At 60.4% G+C, this 15,964-nt stretch carries 19 protein-coding genes and 2 pseudogenes; 18 read left to right on the top strand and 3 right to left on the bottom strand.

Annotation, left to right across the window (positions count from 1 at the left end):
* The 4 genes from HFRIS_RS09635 to HFRIS_RS09630 all read left to right on the top strand — a co-directional run.
* The coding region (locus HFRIS_RS09635; RefSeq protein ID WP_006463119.1) for a S1 family peptidase at positions 1-656 on the top strand (656 nt) is incomplete at its 5' end.
* Positions 657-786: 130 nt separating this feature from the next.
* Complete coding sequence (locus HFRIS_RS25425; RefSeq protein WP_161625970.1) at positions 787-1,164, top strand: hypothetical protein; 378 nt, start codon at positions 787-789, stop codon at positions 1,162-1,164.
* Positions 1,165-1,193: 29 nt separating this feature from the next.
* Positions 1,194-1,613 (top strand): hypothetical protein, encoded by a 420-nt coding sequence (locus tag HFRIS_RS25685; RefSeq protein WP_209443007.1) that lies wholly within the window; start codon positions 1,194-1,196, stop codon positions 1,611-1,613.
* A 291-nt stretch (positions 1,614-1,904) separates the two neighbouring features.
* Positions 1,905-2,132: a hypothetical protein gene (locus tag HFRIS_RS09630; RefSeq protein WP_006463118.1), complete on the top strand. Its 228-nt coding sequence runs from the start codon at positions 1,905-1,907 to the stop codon at positions 2,130-2,132.
* Between the two features lie 45 nt (positions 2,133-2,177).
* On the opposite strand, the gene HFRIS_RS24535 is transcribed toward HFRIS_RS09630, so the two are convergent.
* Positions 2,178-2,636 carry an antA/AntB antirepressor family protein gene (locus tag HFRIS_RS24535; RefSeq protein ID WP_006463117.1) on the bottom strand — a complete coding sequence of 153 codons (459 nt, stop codon included), beginning with the start codon at positions 2,634-2,636 and terminating at the stop codon, positions 2,178-2,180.
* A 208-nt stretch (positions 2,637-2,844) separates the two neighbouring features.
* On the opposite strand from HFRIS_RS24535, the pseudogene HFRIS_RS24755 reads away from it, so the two are divergent.
* The 14 genes and pseudogenes from HFRIS_RS24755 to HFRIS_RS09555 form a co-directional block, all read left to right on the top strand.
* Positions 2,845-3,479 (top strand): annotated as a pseudogene (locus HFRIS_RS24755) (IS3 family transposase); the annotation flags it as partial.
* A 4-nt stretch (positions 3,480-3,483) separates the two neighbouring features.
* Positions 3,484-3,606, top strand: a pseudogene (locus tag HFRIS_RS26060) (IS3 family transposase); the annotation flags it as partial.
* 324 nt (positions 3,607-3,930) lie between these two features.
* Positions 3,931-5,154, top strand: a complete 1,224-nt coding sequence (locus HFRIS_RS09610; protein ID WP_006463114.1) for an IscS subfamily cysteine desulfurase — start codon at positions 3,931-3,933, stop codon at positions 5,152-5,154.
* A 13-nt stretch (positions 5,155-5,167) separates the two neighbouring features.
* The gene (iscU, locus tag HFRIS_RS09605) at positions 5,168-5,617 is read left to right on the top strand and encodes a Fe-S cluster assembly scaffold IscU (protein WP_006463113.1); all 450 of its coding nucleotides are present in this window, start codon (positions 5,168-5,170) and stop codon (positions 5,615-5,617) included.
* Between the two features lie 43 nt (positions 5,618-5,660).
* Positions 5,661-6,017 carry an iron-sulfur cluster insertion protein ErpA gene (erpA, locus tag HFRIS_RS09600; RefSeq protein ID WP_006463112.1) on the top strand — a complete coding sequence of 119 codons (357 nt, stop codon included), beginning with the start codon at positions 5,661-5,663 and terminating at the stop codon, positions 6,015-6,017.
* A gap of 12 nt (positions 6,018-6,029) precedes the next feature.
* Positions 6,030-6,350 (top strand): iron-sulfur cluster assembly protein IscA, encoded by a 321-nt coding sequence (gene iscA, locus HFRIS_RS09595; RefSeq protein ID WP_006463111.1) that lies wholly within the window; start codon positions 6,030-6,032, stop codon positions 6,348-6,350.
* Between the two features lie 3 nt (positions 6,351-6,353).
* On the top strand, positions 6,354-8,282 hold the full coding sequence (hscA, locus tag HFRIS_RS09590) for a Fe-S protein assembly chaperone HscA (protein ID WP_006463110.1): 1,929 nt from the start codon (positions 6,354-6,356) through the stop codon (positions 8,280-8,282).
* A 51-nt stretch (positions 8,283-8,333) separates the two neighbouring features.
* Positions 8,334-8,672 carry an ISC system 2Fe-2S type ferredoxin gene (gene fdx, locus HFRIS_RS09585; RefSeq protein ID WP_006463109.1) on the top strand — a complete coding sequence of 113 codons (339 nt, stop codon included), beginning with the start codon at positions 8,334-8,336 and terminating at the stop codon, positions 8,670-8,672.
* A 209-nt stretch (positions 8,673-8,881) separates the two neighbouring features.
* Positions 8,882-10,012: a homocitrate synthase gene (gene nifV / locus HFRIS_RS09580; protein ID WP_006463108.1), complete on the top strand. Its 1,131-nt coding sequence runs from the start codon at positions 8,882-8,884 to the stop codon at positions 10,010-10,012.
* Positions 10,013-10,078: 66 nt separating this feature from the next.
* A complete protein-coding gene (gene nifW / locus HFRIS_RS09575) occupies positions 10,079-10,408 on the top strand; it encodes a nitrogenase stabilizing/protective protein NifW (RefSeq protein ID WP_006463107.1) in 330 nt (109 codons plus the stop codon).
* Positions 10,409-10,430: 22 nt separating this feature from the next.
* Entirely contained in the window at positions 10,431-11,276 is an 846-nt protein-coding gene (locus HFRIS_RS09570; RefSeq protein ID WP_006463106.1) for an electron transfer flavoprotein subunit beta/FixA family protein, read from the top strand.
* A gap of 31 nt (positions 11,277-11,307) precedes the next feature.
* Entirely contained in the window at positions 11,308-12,402 is a 1,095-nt protein-coding gene (locus HFRIS_RS09565; RefSeq protein ID WP_006463105.1) for an electron transfer flavoprotein subunit alpha/FixB family protein, read from the top strand.
* 20 nt (positions 12,403-12,422) lie between these two features.
* Positions 12,423-13,721: an FAD-dependent oxidoreductase gene (locus tag HFRIS_RS09560; protein WP_006463104.1), complete on the top strand. Its 1,299-nt coding sequence runs from the start codon at positions 12,423-12,425 to the stop codon at positions 13,719-13,721.
* On the top strand, positions 13,718-14,011 hold the full coding sequence (locus HFRIS_RS09555; protein WP_006463103.1) for a ferredoxin family protein: 294 nt from the start codon (positions 13,718-13,720) through the stop codon (positions 14,009-14,011). The genes HFRIS_RS09560 and HFRIS_RS09555 overlap by 4 nt, the downstream gene beginning before the upstream one ends.
* Before the next feature lie 81 nt (positions 14,012-14,092).
* Here HFRIS_RS09555 and modC read toward each other — a convergent pair whose 3' ends face one another.
* Positions 14,093-15,211 carry a molybdenum ABC transporter ATP-binding protein gene (gene modC / locus HFRIS_RS09550; RefSeq protein WP_006463102.1) on the bottom strand — a complete coding sequence of 373 codons (1,119 nt, stop codon included), beginning with the start codon at positions 15,209-15,211 and terminating at the stop codon, positions 14,093-14,095.
* Complete coding sequence (gene modB, locus HFRIS_RS09545; RefSeq protein ID WP_006463101.1) at positions 15,208-15,960, bottom strand: molybdate ABC transporter permease subunit; 753 nt, start codon at positions 15,958-15,960, stop codon at positions 15,208-15,210. The genes modC and modB overlap by 4 nt, the downstream gene beginning before the upstream one ends.
* Between the last annotated feature and the right edge of the window lie 4 nt (positions 15,961-15,964).

Here is a 15,964-nt window from a genome sequence, read left to right as displayed (position 1 = left end):
CCGAAAATTTGTTCCTGATAACCAATCGCCATAACGTTACCGGCCGTGATCAGCACACAGGGGCATGTCTATCCGCCCACGGTGGGATTCCCAACAATGTCGTTATCCGCTACTACAAGGCCGATAGCCCTGGCGAATTCGTGTCGTATCGGGATCCGCTTCTAGCCAACGATGAGCCGCTTTGGTTTGAACAACCTGAGCTGGGAAAGACGGCTGATTTTGTCGCGCTAAAGGTGACCAACGAGCCAGGTGCAATAATCCATCTCATTGATCCGGCCCCGGTCGGCGTACCCATCAAGCTGGCACCGGCCGAGCCGGTGAGCGTGATTGGTTTTCCATTCGGATTGACGGGGCCTGGCTCTCTTCCAATCTGGGCAACCGGCTTTCTCGCATCGGAACCGCATCTCGACTACGATGGAGTACCTCAGATCCTGATCGATTGCCGCACTCGCCCAGGGCAATCTGGCTCCCCTGTTTTTGCCTACCGAGCCACCGGGAGCACTCACGTTGAGGGAGGATTCGGGCTCAACACATATTCTGGCGAGGTCTCCCGCTTTATCGGCATCTACTCTGGCCGCATTCGTAGCGAACCGGACATTGGAACAGTGTGGAAAGCATCTGCCATTGCGGAGCTGCTCGAATCCTTGCCGGAATAATCAGGTATCCCCATGATGGAGATACCTCACCACCCGCCGCTTGAAGGGGGTAGCGTTTCGTTACCCCCTTGCAGTGATCGGCCATCGTTCAAGAAAGAGAAAATGAGAAAAGTATTTTGCTTACTGCTTTTTGTCAGCAGGAATAATTACCGCGCCCTATGCCAATGCAGAAAATGCGCAAAGCATCGGCCGCGCCAAAATTTGCAAGGTGGCAATAGCTGCGGTGATGGGACAATCTCCATCGATCATTAGGATCGATAAGGAGGAGTCCGGAGTTATTTTCATAAGCTATGTCCGCCCACCTGATAAAACAATTTGGGAATACCGCTGCCGCATTGATGGCACCAGGGTAATTTGGGCCAGCAAAACCGGCCGCTGGCGCGATCATGCTCTGGACGAAATTATCACCTACTCTAGAACCCGAAACAGCCTAACAATCGCTCAAAAATTCACTGACGGTTCAAGCACCTCGAAAATATTCGGTAAAGCAGATCTTGGGTCACGTTGACCAAGTCACCGAAAGGAAGGAAAAGGACGATGGCCACCTATCTACAGATTCAAAATGATGTGAAAGCCAAGCACGCTGTAATCGTGCAGCGGTGCTGGATAGCTCACGTGAAAGAATTAAACGGTATGCCTTTGAGAACTGCGCCGAACCGCCGCCTGGCGAGCGCGCGGGTCAAGCCTTGCCCTGATCGAGCACGACTACTTATTGAAGAATCGATGCGATATTTTCGGGATGCTCTGAGAGGCTCAATATCCCCTAGCCCTGGAAAATTCCCGTGCAAGAAAAGCTCCCAATATTGGTTAGAAGAAATTCGAAAAATAGTCTATTCAACGCTGGCAGCGCAGTTTGCAAAGCACTACCATGGACAACTGTGGATTGAGCATCTGAAGCAGGAGGGGATCGGATGGAGCAATCGCAGTTCTTCGCGAGCGACGACTCTTAGTTTTTGATGGGTCCCGATTATCCACGTGTTGTTTTTGATAAACCATTACGACATTTGAGGGAGGTTAATCATGGCGCTAAAGCCAGGCCCAAAGCCTATTGCCAAATCGACCGGCAAACCCGATCAACGGCGGCGCGACAATAAAGAGACGCCGGGAAATAATCCGGCTCTGAAGCCCAGCAAACCACCGACCAAAAGCAAATAAGGTTGTGACCTCTTGGTTCGTGTTCGCAGGCCAGATCTATCGACAGCACGTTCCAAGAGGAAAGTGGTTTGAGACAACGGAAAGGAAAATTAGATGTTGAAGTGGCTTATCCATTGGTATAACGGAGAAGCAAAGCTTCGGGAGTTTGATCAAGACGATTTTCCAGGCGTTGTTATATACCCCGGCTTCTATATCGAATACCACTGGACTGCAAAGATAGCGCGTTTATTCGTCGCCTTCTATCTTAAACATTGGCAATGGCTTTGGGGAACTGCTATTGGCATTGCCAGCCTTTGGGTCGCAGTATTGAGCCTGAAATAATATTTTCATTGGTTTTCAGGAATCATCGAGGTTCCGACCATTCAATCAAAGCAAGAACTCGCAACTACTCCCCCGCCACCAAAATTTGGTAGTTAATTGATCGGCCAAATCAGCCGTCAGGCGCAATGCATCAGGAAGATTTTGCGAGCTCAAGAAGCTCGGAGCCATCGTCGCCAGCTCTTTCGCCATTTCGAGAGATAGGTGGTGCTCAATGGCAGTCTGGGCGTGAGCTTTTGTGCTCCCCGAATCCAGGGAGCGCACAAATTTCTCAGTCACGTAGTCGCCTCCTTCGACAAATCCGAAATGTTGGATTCGATCCTTTATCCATGTCGCGCCGCACTTACCAACTTGCACGAACGCGTGCGGATCGCGAGCATTTACGGTCTGGACTCCAGAACCTGATCCACCATCTTCGGCAGTGCTGATCTTGACCAAAGGGCACATGCCGCCACCTCGCTGGAGGTCGAACACCAGATCCTCGATCCAATCAACCAGGCCAAGCAAGGTCGCGGTAACCCTTTTTAACTACCGGAATTCCTTTAGTTATCTTGACGGTTGAAGGGGCTAGCGTTTCGTTACCCCCTTGCAGTTCACGGATGCCTAGATTTTCTGGGCCCCTGCCTTGATGCACCTCCCTCAATCTTCTGTGTGAATCGCCCCGGAACTACCAGACACTCCGCAGCCTAAAATATCTGGCGACCGAGGAGTCGCCATGAGTAACAAGCGTTATCCGGAAGAGTTCAAGATCGAGGCAGTCAAGCAGGTCACGGAACGGGGCCACTCAGCCCCTGATGTTGCAAACGGCTCGGGGTATCGCAGCCGACGCTGTACGAATGGATGAAGAAGTTCGCATTGGCGCCTGAGGAGCGTCGGGCACAGGCCAGCCAGCAAGAAGAGCAGCGTCGCCTCAAGGCCGAGCTCAAGCGCGTCACCGAGGAGCGCGACATCCTAAAAAAAGGCCGCCGCGTTCTTTGCCAACGAGTCCCGGTCAAGTACGCATTCGTTGTGGCTCACGAACCCCAGCATGCCGTTCGCACGATGTGCCGCGTAATGCGCGTCCATCCCAGCCGCTACTACGCCTGGAAGGCCCGACCAGAATCCTAGAGGACCAAGGAGAACCGGCGGCTCCTGGCACTCATCAAGCAATCGTGGCTGGAATCTGGCGGGGTCTATGGCTATCGCAAGATTACGGCCGACCCGCGCGACCTGGGCGTGCGTTGTGACAAGCATCGGGTCTATCGCCTGATGCGCACAGAAGGCCTCAAGTGCCAGACTGGCTATCGCCGTCGTGCTGGCCGCTATGGCAGGCCGACAGTCATTGCCCCGAATCATCTGCGACAGAAGTTCGGCACGGTCGGATGTGTTCGATTACATCGAGATGTTCTACAACCCGAAACGTCGCCATTCCTATAGCGGCAACGTTTCTCCCGGACAGTTCGAACAGCAGTATTTCAACAGACTGGAAAGTGGCTAGAGCAGCCGGGGCGACCCAGTCTTTGTTTTCGAGATTTGGCTGTTTCAGCGGTTAGCCATACGGATATTGCTGCGCTCGCTGCCGCAACTCCACGCTCTGCCGGGGCTGAATCTCCCGTCACATAAGAAACAAAATCGGCGGCCCTATCGTCGCGAATCCAACAAAAGCGACAATCTCGCAAGCAGAAACATAACCACAAAAAAACAAATTTCCCCTTTTAATTCAAAAGGTTACCTAAATTTATCTGCATGGCATGTTCTTTGCTGAAGCTCATATCACAGCCAGGCACAGCCCCCTTCTCCCACACAGTTTGCCGGAGCCACCATGCCCTCCTCTTCCTTATCGCTACCGATCTACCTGGACTATTCGGCGACCACCCCGGTTGATCCGCGCGTTGCGCAAAAGATGATTCCCTATCTGACCGATATTCCGGGCAACCCGGCCAGCCGCTCACACAGCTTCGGCTGGGCCGCCGAAGCGGCGGTCGAACATGCACGCGAGCAAGTCGCCGCGCTGGTCAACGCCGACGTGCGTGAAATCATCTGGACCTCCGGCGCCACCGAAGCCAATAACCTGGCCATCAAGGGTGCCGCTGAATTCCTGCGTAGCAAGGGCCGCCACCTCATCACCGTCAAGACCGAACACAAAGCTGTGCTCGACACCATGCGCGAGCTGGAGCGCCGCGGTTTTGAAGTGACCTACCTGGAGGTCGGCAGCGACGGCCTGCTCGACCTGGCAGCCTTCGAAGCAGCCTTGCGGCCCGATACCATCCTGGCCTCGGTGATGTACGTCAATAACGAGATCGGCGTGATCCAGGATATCTCCGCATTGGGCGACATCTGCCGTGCACGAGGCGTGCTCCTGCACGTGGACGCCGCCCAGGCCACCGGCAAGGTGGCCATCGACCTGGCGAGCCTCAAGGTCGATCTGATGTCCTTCTCGGCCCACAAGACCTATGGGCCCAAGGGAATCGGCGCCTTGTATGTGGGCCGCAAGCCGCGCGTTCGCCTGGAGGCGCAGATGCATGGCGGCGGGCATGAACGCGGCCTGCGCTCGGGCACCCTGGCCACCCACCAGATCGTCGGTATGGGCGAAGCCTTCGAACTGGCACGCCTGGCCATGGGCACTGAGAACGAACGCATCCGCATGCTGCGCGACCGCCTGCACGCCGGCTTTGCCGATATCGAGGAATGTTTCGTCAATGGCGACCTGGAGCGTCGCGTGCCGCACAACCTCAATGTCAGTTTCAACTATGTCGAGGGAGAATCACTGCTCATGGCCATCAAGGATGTGGCGGTGTCCTCCGGGTCGGCCTGTACCTCGGCCAGCCTGGAACCCTCCTATGTCCTGCGCGCACTGGGCCTGTCGGACGAACTGGCGCACAGTTCGATCCGTTTTTCCATCGGCCGCTTTACCACCGTCGAGGAGATCGACTTCACCGTGAACGTGATCCGTGAAAAGGTCGGCAAACTGCGGGCACTCTCACCTCTGTGGGATATGTACAAGGACGGCATTGACCTCTCCACGGTGCAATGGGCTGCACACTGACAAGGAGCACATCATGGCTTACAGCGACAAATTGATGGACCACTACGAAAACCCGCGCAACGTCGGCAGCTTCGACAAGGACGACACCAGCGTGGCCACCGGCATGGTGGGCGCGCCTGCCTGTGGCGACGTGATGAAGCTGCAGATCAAGGTCGATCACAACGGCATCATCGAAGACGCCCGGTTCAAGACCTACGGCTGCGGTTCGGCCATCGCCTCTTCCTCCCTGGTGACCGAATGGCTCAAGGGGCGCACCCTCGACCAGGCGCTGGACATCAAGAACACCGCCATCGCCGACGAACTGGCCTTACCGCCGGTGAAGATTCACTGCTCCATCCTGGCCGAAGATGCCATCAAGGCCGCCGTAGCGGATTACCGCAGCCGGCATGACGCCGCGCCCGAGGCCCAGCAGGCGGCCCCTGCCCCCAAGCAATACCCGATCTGCGCACCCATCGCCGACTGAGACGAAACGGCCGGTTCCCATCCCCATTTCCTGGAGGTCCATCATGCCCGATACCGACAGCATCACCGCCGACGCCCCCCTCATCTTTACCGATTCGGCCGTGGCCAAGGTCAGCGAGTTGATCAGCGAAGAAGGCAATGCCGAACTCAAGCTGCGCATCTACGTCAGCGGCGGCGGCTGCTCCGGCTTCGAATATGGCTTCGCCTTCGACGATGCCGTCAACGAAGACGACTTCTGCATCGAGCGCAACGGTGTCTCGCTGCTGGTCGATGCCATGAGCATGCAATACCTCAATGGCGCCGAGATCGGCTACGAAGAAGGCCTGGAAGGCTCGCGCTTCATCATCAAGAATCCCAATGCCACCACCACCTGTGGCTGCGGCAGTTCATTCTCGGTCTGAGGAGAGACGGCAATGAGCATCACCCTCACTGAAAACGCCGCGCGCCGCGTGCACGCCTTCCTGGCCAAGCGCAGCGCTGTCGGCTTGCGCCTGGCAGTCAAGACCAGCGGCTGTTCCGGCATGGCGTATGCGCTCGAATATGCCGACGTCGCCGAGCCGCAGGACCTGCGCTTCGAAAGCCATGGCGTGACCGTGCTGATTGACCCCAAGAGCCTGCCCTACCTCGATGGCACCGAGCTGGACTTCGTGCGCGAAGGGCTCAACGAGGGCTTCAAGTTCAACAATCCCAACGCCAAGAATCAGTGCGGCTGCGGCGAAAGCTTCGCGGTCTAGGCCATGTCCCTGCTCCAGATCGCCGAACCTGGCCGCAGCACGGCGCCGCATCAGCACCGGCTGGCAGTGGGCATCGACCTGGGCACCACCAATTCGCTGGTGGCCACGGTCCAGTCGGGCCAGGCCCGCATCCTGCCCGATGAGGCCGGCCAGGCGCTGCTGCCTTCGGTCGTGCGCTATCTGCCGCCCCACTCCCTGCAGCCGGAAGACCGGCCACCGGCCGTTGTCGGCCATGCCGCCAAGGCCGCGCAGAGCGATGATCCGCGCAATACCTTGTCATCCATCAAGCGCCTGATGGGACGCGACCGTGCCGACATGAACGTCGGCAACAGCGCCGACATGCCCTATGCCTTCATCGACAAGCCCGGCCTGGTACAGATCGATACCGCTGCAGGCATCAAGACACCTATCGACGTATCGGCCGACATCCTGCGGGTATTGCGCCAGCGCGCCGAAGCCTCGCTGGGCGGTGAGCTCAGCGGCGCGGTCATCACGGTGCCGGCCTATTTCGATGACGCCCAGCGCCAGGCCACCAAAGACGCCGCACGCCTGGCCGGCCTGAATGTGCTGCGGCTGCTCAATGAACCCACGGCGGCTGCCATTGCCTATGGCCTCGACCAGGCTGCCGAAGGCGTGTTCGCCATCTATGACCTGGGGGGCGGCACCTTTGACATTTCCATCCTCAAACTCTCGCGCGGGGTCTTTGAAGTGCTGGCCACCAATGGCGATGGCGCCCTGGGTGGCGATGACTTCGATCGCTGCATCCATGACTGGATCCTCGGCCAGAGCCAGCTGGCAAGCGCAGAGCTCACCACGCAAGATACCCGCCGCCTGCTCACTGCTGCGCGGCACGCCAAGGAAACCCTGAGCCGGGAGCCCAGCGCGACCATTGAGCTGAACCTGTCGTCGGGTCAGGCCGTGCACTTGTCGTTGACGCGCGAGGTATTTGCGTCCATCAGCCGGGACTTGCTGGCCCGTACCCTGCTGCCCACCCGCAAGGCACTGCGCGACGCGGGACTGGGCGTGTCCGAGATCGAAGGCGTGGTCCTGGTCGGTGGATCGACTCGGATGCTGCAGGTACGCGCCGCCGTGGCCGACTTCTTCGGCCAGCCACCTTTGACCGATCTTGATCCGGACCAGGTCGTGGCACTGGGCGCGGCCATGCAGGCCAATGTCCTGGCCGGCAATCGCCAGCAAAGCGACTGGCTGCTGCTGGACGTCTGTCCGCTCTCGCTGGGACTGGAAACCATGGGTGGCCTGGTGGAAAAGATCATCCCGCGCAACTCCACCATTCCGGTGGCACGAGCGCAGGAATTCACCACCTTCAAGGATGGCCAGACCGCCATGAGCGTGCACGTGCTGCAAGGTGAACGGGAACTGGTGGCCGATTGCCGCTCCCTGGCACATCTCGAGTTGCGCGGCATTCCTCCCATGGTAGCCGGCGCTGCCCGTATCCGCGTGAGCTTCCAGATCGATGCCGACGGACTGCTGTCGGTCTCGGCACGCGAACAAAGCACCGGCGTGGAAGCGGCCGTCACCGTCAAGCCATCCTATGGACTGGATGATGCCAACATCGCCCGTATGCTCTCCGAAGCCGCAGGGCACGCCACCGATGACATGAAGATGCGCACGCTGCGTGAAGCCCAGGTCAACGCCCGCCAGGTGGCCGACGCCACCGATGCCGCCCTCAAGCGCGACGGCCACAGCCTGCTCAGCGCCACCGAACAGGCGCACATCCGCCTGCACCTCTATGCCCTGACGGAACTGATCGAGACCGCACGCGAAGCCAATGACGACAACATCGCTGCGCTCGGCCGCGCATGCGATGCCCTGAACCAGGCCACCCAGGAATTCGCCGCCCGGCGCATGAATGCCAGTGTCTCGCTGGCCCTCTCTGGGCAGCGCCTTGAGGCCATCGACCTGGGCTCATGACTAGATGTTCCAACCCTGACCGGGGCCATCCCGGCCACATCGGGAGCTGCCATGCCGCACATCACCGTTCGTCCCCATCCCGTACTGTGCGCCGAAGGCAGCAGCTTCGATGCCCGTAGCGGCCAGTTCCTGTGCGATGCCTTGCTCAAGAACGGGATCGCACTGGAGCACGCCTGCGAAAAATCCTGTGCGTGTTCCACCTGCCATGTGATCGTCCATGAAGGCTTCGACTCACTAGCGTCGGCCAGTGATGACGAGGAAGACCAACTGGGCCGCGCCTGGGGCTTGAGCGCACAGTCGCGGCTGGCGTGCCAAGTGGTGCTCAGGCAGCAGGACCTGGTGGTCGAGCTGCCGCTCTACACCGTCAATCTGGCACGCGAACGGGACTGAGGACTGCGCGGTGTGCCGGGGCGGCAAGGCCGGACAAGACACGACAAACACGACAAAAGTGACAAGGGCCACGGACTACCGAAAAACACCAGGCGAGTCACTTATCACATTGATTTTTAAGGAATTTATTCTGCAAATCTCATTGGCACATGAATTGCTAAATCAGGATCAGAAGACATTTTTCGTATCGCATTGCCGGAGAATCCAAGATGGTCACAATCAATGACACTACCCTGCGCGACGGCGAACAGACTGCCGGTGTTGCCTTCACAGCGGAAGAAAAAATCGCCATCGCACGCGCCCTCGATGAGATCGGCGTGCCGGAGATGGAAATCGGCATTCCCATCATGGGCGAGGCCGAAATCGAGGTCATCCAGGCCATCGCCGCCCTGCCTCTGCGCAGCAAGACCATGGTATGGGGCCGCATGTGCGAGGCCGACCTGGCAGCCGCCGCCCGCTGCAACGCCGATATCGTCAACCTGTCCATGCCGGTGTCGGACATTCACATACAGCACAAGCTGCAACGCGACCGCGACTGGGTGCTGGCGCAGATCCGGCATTTCCTGCCCAAGGCACTGGACCTGGGCATGGAGGTTTGCCTCGGTGGCGAGGATTCCTCCCGCGCCGACCTGGACTTCCTGTTGCGGGTGATCGAAACGGCGCAGGCCGCCGGTGCCCGGCGCTTCCGCTTTGCCGATACGCTGGGGCTGCTCGATCCCTTTGCGACTTACGAAGTGATCCGCCAGTTGCGCCACGAAGTCGACATCGAACTGGAAATGCACGCCCACAACGACCTGGGCCTGGCCACGGCCAACACCCTGGCCGCCATCAATGCCGGCGCCAGCCACGTCAATACCACCGTCAACGGTCTGGGCGAGCGCGCGGGCAATGCCCCGCTGGAAGAAGTGGTGATGGGCTTGCGCCATCTGCATGGCATTGAGACCCAGGTCGATACGCGTTCTCTTCCGGCCATTTCCAGGCTGGTGGCCAAGGCCTCCGGCAAGGCGGTCGCGCCCAACAAGAGCATCGTCGGCGAAGCAGTGTTCACGCATGAATCGGGCATCCACGTGGACGGCCTGCTCAAGAACCCCGCCAACTATGAACACTTCAGCCCGGCCGAACTGGGCCGCAGCCATCACATCGTGCTGGGCAAGCATTCAGGCTCGCGCGGTGTCAAGGATGCCTTCGCCAAGATGGGAATACTGCTCTCGGATGGCCAGGCACAAGCCATGCTCATGCGCATCCGTGACCACACCATGATGGCCAAGACCGCGCCCAGCGAAGATGAACTCACGCGATTTTTCCTGGAAAGCGGCGCCTGTGCGGCCAGCCAGATGTAAGCACTTGGATTCACCGTTCCCGCGCGCTGTGCCTGTGTTCCGCTCAACTACGAAAGAGAGCCCGTCATGCTGACCCTGGCCGAAAAACTGAAACAACTGTCCGCCGCCGAAGAGTTCCTCGATTTCTTTGGTGTGCCTTACCAGCAATCGGTCGTGAACGTCAATCGCCTGCACATCTTGAAGCGCTTCTATCAGTACATGCGACAGGAACGCGGCCTGGACGAGCTGGACGAAGTGGAGATGTTCAAGAAGCTGCGCGCCCTGCTGGCCACCGCCTATGACGACTTCGTGCATTCCACGCCGGCACAGGAGAAAGTGTTCAAGGTTTTCCAGGATGCCCATGGCAAGTCGGTATCCCTGGAGATGCTGCGCATGTCCCTGCCAGCCAAGGCCTGAGCCTGCCCTTTTGGAGAACACCATGCATATCGTCGTCTGTATCAAGCAAGTACCGGATAGCGCCCAGATCCGCGTGCATCCGGTCACCAACACCATCATGCGCCAGGGTGTACCGGCCATCATCAACCCCTATGACCTGTTTTCGCTGGAAGAAGCCCTGCGCATCAAGGATCAGGTCGGCGGACGGGTGACGGTGCTGACCATGGGCCCGCCGCAAGCGGAGGCGGCGCTGCGCAAATGCATTTCCTTCGGCGCCGATGAAGCCATCCTGGTGACCGACCGCGCCTTCGCCGGTGCCGATACGCTGGCCACCTCGTATGCGCTGGCGGCTGCCATCCAGCGGATCTCACAAGACCAGGCCGTCGATCTGGTCCTGGCCGGCAAGCAGACCATCGACGGCGATACGGCCCAGGTCGGCCCGGGCATCGCCAAGCGGCTTGATCTGCAATTGCTGACCTATGTCTCCAAGATCGTGTCGCTGGACCCCATCGCGCGCGAAATCGTCATCCAGCGCCGCGCCGAAGGCGGGGTGCAGGTGCTCCAGACCCGGTTGCCCTGCCTCATCACCATGCTCGAAGGCAGCAACGAAATGCGCTTTGCCACCATGGAAAACATGTTCCGCGCCGCCCGCCATCCGATCCGTACCTGGGACCGTGCGGCCGCCGGCATCGAGGACGTCAGCAAGATCGGCTTGAAGGGCTCGCCCACGGTGGTGAGCAAGGTGTTTGCGCCCAAGCCCAATGCGCGCCGTGCCGAGATCGTCACGGCCGAAGGCGACGAAGCGCGTGACCTGGCCGTCACCCTGGTCGGCAAGCTCTTCACACAACACCCCAAACTGGGCGACGCCATTGCCAGGAAAGTGGCCTGACCTTCCCAACATCGATTCCATGAGGCACAGCATGAACGACGACAAGCATGCGCCAGAGCGCAAAGGCGGCAAGGGAAAATACGAACTGGACGAACGCCTCAAGGCCTACCAGGGCGTGTGGGTATTCATCGAACACGAGCGCGGCGAAGTCCACGCAGTCTCCTGGGAGCTGCTGGGCGAAGGCCGCAAGCTGGCCGACCAGCTCGGCGTGTCGCTCTCGGGCGTGGTATTGGGCGCGCCCGACCTGGCGACCCGGCAGTTCTGCGAACAGGCTTTCCACCATGGTGCCGACAGCTGCTACCTGATCGCCGACCCTACCCTGTCGGCCTATCGCAATCAGCCATTCACCAAGGGCCTCACCGATCTGGTCAACCGCTATCAGCCGGAGATCCTGCTGCTGGGGGCCACCGCGCAAGGGCGCGACCTGGCCGGCAGTGTCGCCACCACACTCAAGACCGGCCTGACCGCCGACTGCACCGGGCTCACCATCGACATGGAAAACCGCAGCATGGCGGCATCGCGCCCGACCTTTGGCGGCAGCCTGCTGTGTACCATCCTGACGTTGAACTACCGGCCGCAGATGGCCACCGTGCGGCCGCGGGTGATGGCCATGCCGGAGCCCGACCGGAGCCGCAGCGGCCAGATCATCGAGCATCCACTGTGCCTGATCGAGAACGACATCATCACCAAGGTCTTGGAATACATCCCCGACAATCAGCAAGACAAGCCGCAGCTACCGTTTGCCGACATCATCGTGGCAGGTGGACGCGGCATGAAACGGGCCGAGAATTTCCAGCTGATCTGGGACCTGGCCATGGTGCTGGGGGCCGAGGTGGGTGCCACGCGCCCGGTGGTGCAAGCCAACTGGGTCCAGGCCGAGCGCCAGGTCGGGCAATCCGGCAAGACCGTACGGCCCAAGCTGTATATCGCGGCCGGTATCTCGGGCGCCATCCAGCATCGTGTCGGCATGGCCGACTCGGACGTGATCATTGCCATCAACAGTGATCCCAACGCCCCCATCTTCGACTTCGCCAGCTACGGCATCGTCGGCAACGCCATGACCATCCTGCCGGCCCTGACCGAGGCCTTCCGTCAACAACTGGCCACGATGCGCATGGCGAGCTGAGCCATAACAGGGAGAACAGCATGACTGAGAAATTCGATGCCATCGTGGTCGGCGCCGGGCCCTCCGGCAATGCCTGTGCCTACACCATGGCCAAGGCTGGACTGAAGGTGCTGCAGATCGAACGGGGGGAATATCCAGGTTCCAAGAACGTGCAAGGCGCCATCCTCTACTCGGATGCGCTGGAGCGCATCATTCCCGACTTTCGCGAAGACGCGCCGCTGGAGCGCCACATCATCGAGCAGCGCATGTGGGTGCTGGATGATCAATCCTTCATCGGCGGCCACTACCGCTCGGAAGACTTCAACAAGCCGCCCTACAACCGCTACACCATCATCCGCGCCCAGTTCGACAAATGGTTTTCGCAGAAAGTGCAAGAGGCCGGTGCCCTGCTGATCTGTGAGACCACCGTGACCGATCTGCTCATGGATGGCCAGCACGTCGTGGGCGTGCAGACCGATCGTGTGGGTGGCTCGATCTATGCCGACATCGTGGTGCTGGCCGATGGCGTCAATTCGGTGCTGGCCCGCAAAGCCGGCTTTCGCCCAGAACTCGATCCGGCCGAGGTGGCGCTGGCGGTCAAGGAAATCCATTTCATGCCGGAGGAAACCATCGCCAGTCGCTTCAACGTCAGCGGCGACGCCGGCGTGGTCATCGAGATGGTCGGCAAGATCACCAAGGGCATGATGGGTACCGGCTTTCTCTACACCAACCGCGACTCGGTGACCGTCGGCGTGGGCTGCATGTTGTCCGACCTCAAACGGCAGAAATGCTCGCCCTACCAACTGCTGGAAGACATGAAGGCCCATCCGGCCATTGCACCGCTGCTCGAAGGCGGAGAAATGAAGGAGTATGCAGCCCACCTCATTCCCGAGGGCGGCTACCACTCCATTCCCTGCCTCTATGGCAGTGGCTGGATGGTCGTGGGCGACTCGGGCATGTTCGTCAACGCGGTACATCGTGAAGGTTCCAACCTGGCCATGACCAGCGGCCGCCTGGCTGCCGAAACCGTGATTGCGCTGCGCGCCGAAGGACTGCCCCTGAGCGAGCGCAACCTGGCACGCTATCGCACCGCGCTCAACGAGAGCTTCGTCATCAAGGACCTGAAGAAATACCGCGCCCTGCCCGGCATCTTCCATCGCAATCCGCACCTGTTGAATACCTACCCCGAACTGCTCAACCAGGCAGCGCATCACATGCTCAAGGTCGACGGGACCGACAAGAAATCCAAGGAACGAGACATCCGGCGCAGCTTCACCCAGCGGCGCTCCCTGTTCGGATTGGTGGGTGATGCCTACAAAATGTGGAGGGCTTTCGAATGAGCACGTCCAAGGTCGAGGAAAAACTGTTCCAGAACCGCTACAAGATCGACAGCGGCCGTCCGCATATCGCCATCAAGAACCAGTCGGTGTGCGCTGATCAGTGCAAGACCCAGCAATGTCTGACCTGCTGCCCGGCCGGTTGCTATACCGCCGAAGGCGGCGGCCAGATCCTGCTGACCACCGATGGCTGCCTGGAATGCGGCACCTGCCGCGTGATCTGTACCGAACACCGCAACGTGGCATGGGAATATCCCCGTGGCGGCTATGGCATCCTGTTCAAGTTCGGTTGAGTGCTCGTCGGGAAAAGGCCGCATCGCCAGCGCGGCTGCGGCCTTTCCCGTGCGTTCAAGAATCAGGCGATGGCATCATGTCTACAACAAGGCTACCGACTTGATCTGCGCCCACACCGGCTGCCCCGGCACCAGGGCGAGCTGATCGCAGGAGCGCCGCGTGATGCGCGCCAACAGTTGTTCTCCGCCGGCATCCAGCACGATCAGCACGTGGGCCGGATGCTGCGCTGGCGCCAGCTTGAGCACCGTGGCCGCCAGCCGGTTGAGGATGCTGCTGTCATGGCTGGGGCTCAGGGCCAGGCTGACGTCGCGCGCATGGATTTGCAGCCGCACCGGCTGACCGGCCGGCAACTCCCGTCGCGGCACGAAAATCTCGCCACCGGCCAGCACCAGGCGGGTCAGGTGATACCTCTCGTCATGGGCAGCAACCTTGGCCTCGATCACGGCCCCGGCATCCTCTGCATGGGCCAGGGGCAGATTGAGTCGTGACAGCAGTGTCGTCAGAGGGCCGCTGGCCAGGCAGCGGCCCTGCCGCATCAATACCAGCGTATCGGCCAGACGCGCGATTTCTTCAGGATGGTGGCTGATGTAGAGAATGGGAATGGCCAGCTCGTCACGCAGGCGTTCCAGGTAAGGCAGGATATCGCGCTTGCGGTCGTTGTCCAGTGCGGCCATCGGTTCGTCCATGAGCAACAGGCGCGGTGCCGTGAACAAGGCGCGCGCCATAGCCACGCGCTGGCGCTCCCCGCCTGACAAGGCCGATGGCATGGCCTGCAGCAGGGAACCGATGCCCAGCAGCTCAATGATCTTCTGGCGTGGCGTGGTGCCGGGAGCGGCCTTGCTGCGGCGCGCACCATAGTCCAGATTGCGGCTCACCGACAGATGCGGCAACAGGCTGGCCTCCTGGAATACGTATCCCAGCGCGCGTCGATGAGTCGGCAAGAAATACTGGCGCTGCGAATCCTGCCAGACCTCGCCGTTGACCTCCAGGTATCCCCGGCTCGGGCGCAGCAGGCCGGCCATGCAGCGCAGGAAGGTAGTCTTGCCGCAGCCGGAGGGCCCGCTCAAGGCGCTCACACCCCGCCCCGGCAATTTCAGATCCAGGTCAAGCTGGAACTCGCCCGCGCCACCATAGCCATACGCCATCTTCGCGATGATCCCGGGCTGCGCGATGCTGGGCTCAACCATGGCTGGCTTCATGTCGATCTCCTGGTAGCGTCGCCCGCCTGCACCGTAGCGTCCTGTGGTGCGCGGGCGGACTTGGCTGGCTTGAGTCCGGACTTGCCGGCGCGTCCCAGCCGCATCATCACCAGCAGCACCAGGAAGGAAAACACCAGCATGGCGCCTGCCAGCCGGTGCGCCTGGGCGTATTCGAAAGCTTCCACGTGGTCATAGATCTGCATCGACAAGACCCGTGTCTTGCCGGGGATATTGCCGCCGATCATCAGCACCACGCCGAACTCCCCTACGGTATGGGCAAAACCAAGCACCGCCGCCGTCAGGAAGCCCGGCCCGGCCAAGGGCACGGCCACGGTAAAGAAGGCATCCAGCGGCGAGGCGCGCAGGGTCGCCGCCACTTCCATGGGCCGTTCACCGATGGCCTCGAAGGCGTTTTGCAAGGGCTGGACCACGAAGGGCATCGAATACAGCAACGAGGCCAGCACCAGTCCGCCAAAACTGAAGGGCAACAAGCCCAGCCCCAATGCCTGGGTGAGCTGGCCCACCGGCCCTTGCGGGCCCATGAGCACCAACAGATAGAAGCCCAGCACCGCTGGCGGCAAGACCAGCGGCAAGGCCACCACTGCGGCCACCCAATAGCGGCAGCCCGAGCGCGTGCGTGCCAGCCACCAGGCCAGCGGGGTGCCTAGCAACAGCAGCAGCACCGTGACGATGCCGGCCAGGCTCAGCGTCAGGCGCACCGCACTCCAGTCTTCGGCGGTCAACCACATGGCC

This window comes from Herbaspirillum frisingense GSF30 (genome assembly GCF_000300975.2).
Taxonomy (GTDB): Bacteria; Pseudomonadota; Gammaproteobacteria; order Burkholderiales; family Burkholderiaceae_D; genus Herbaspirillum; species Herbaspirillum frisingense.
The sequence above is the reverse complement of the archived record's forward strand: the minus strand, read 5'-3'. Positions and strand labels throughout refer to the sequence as shown.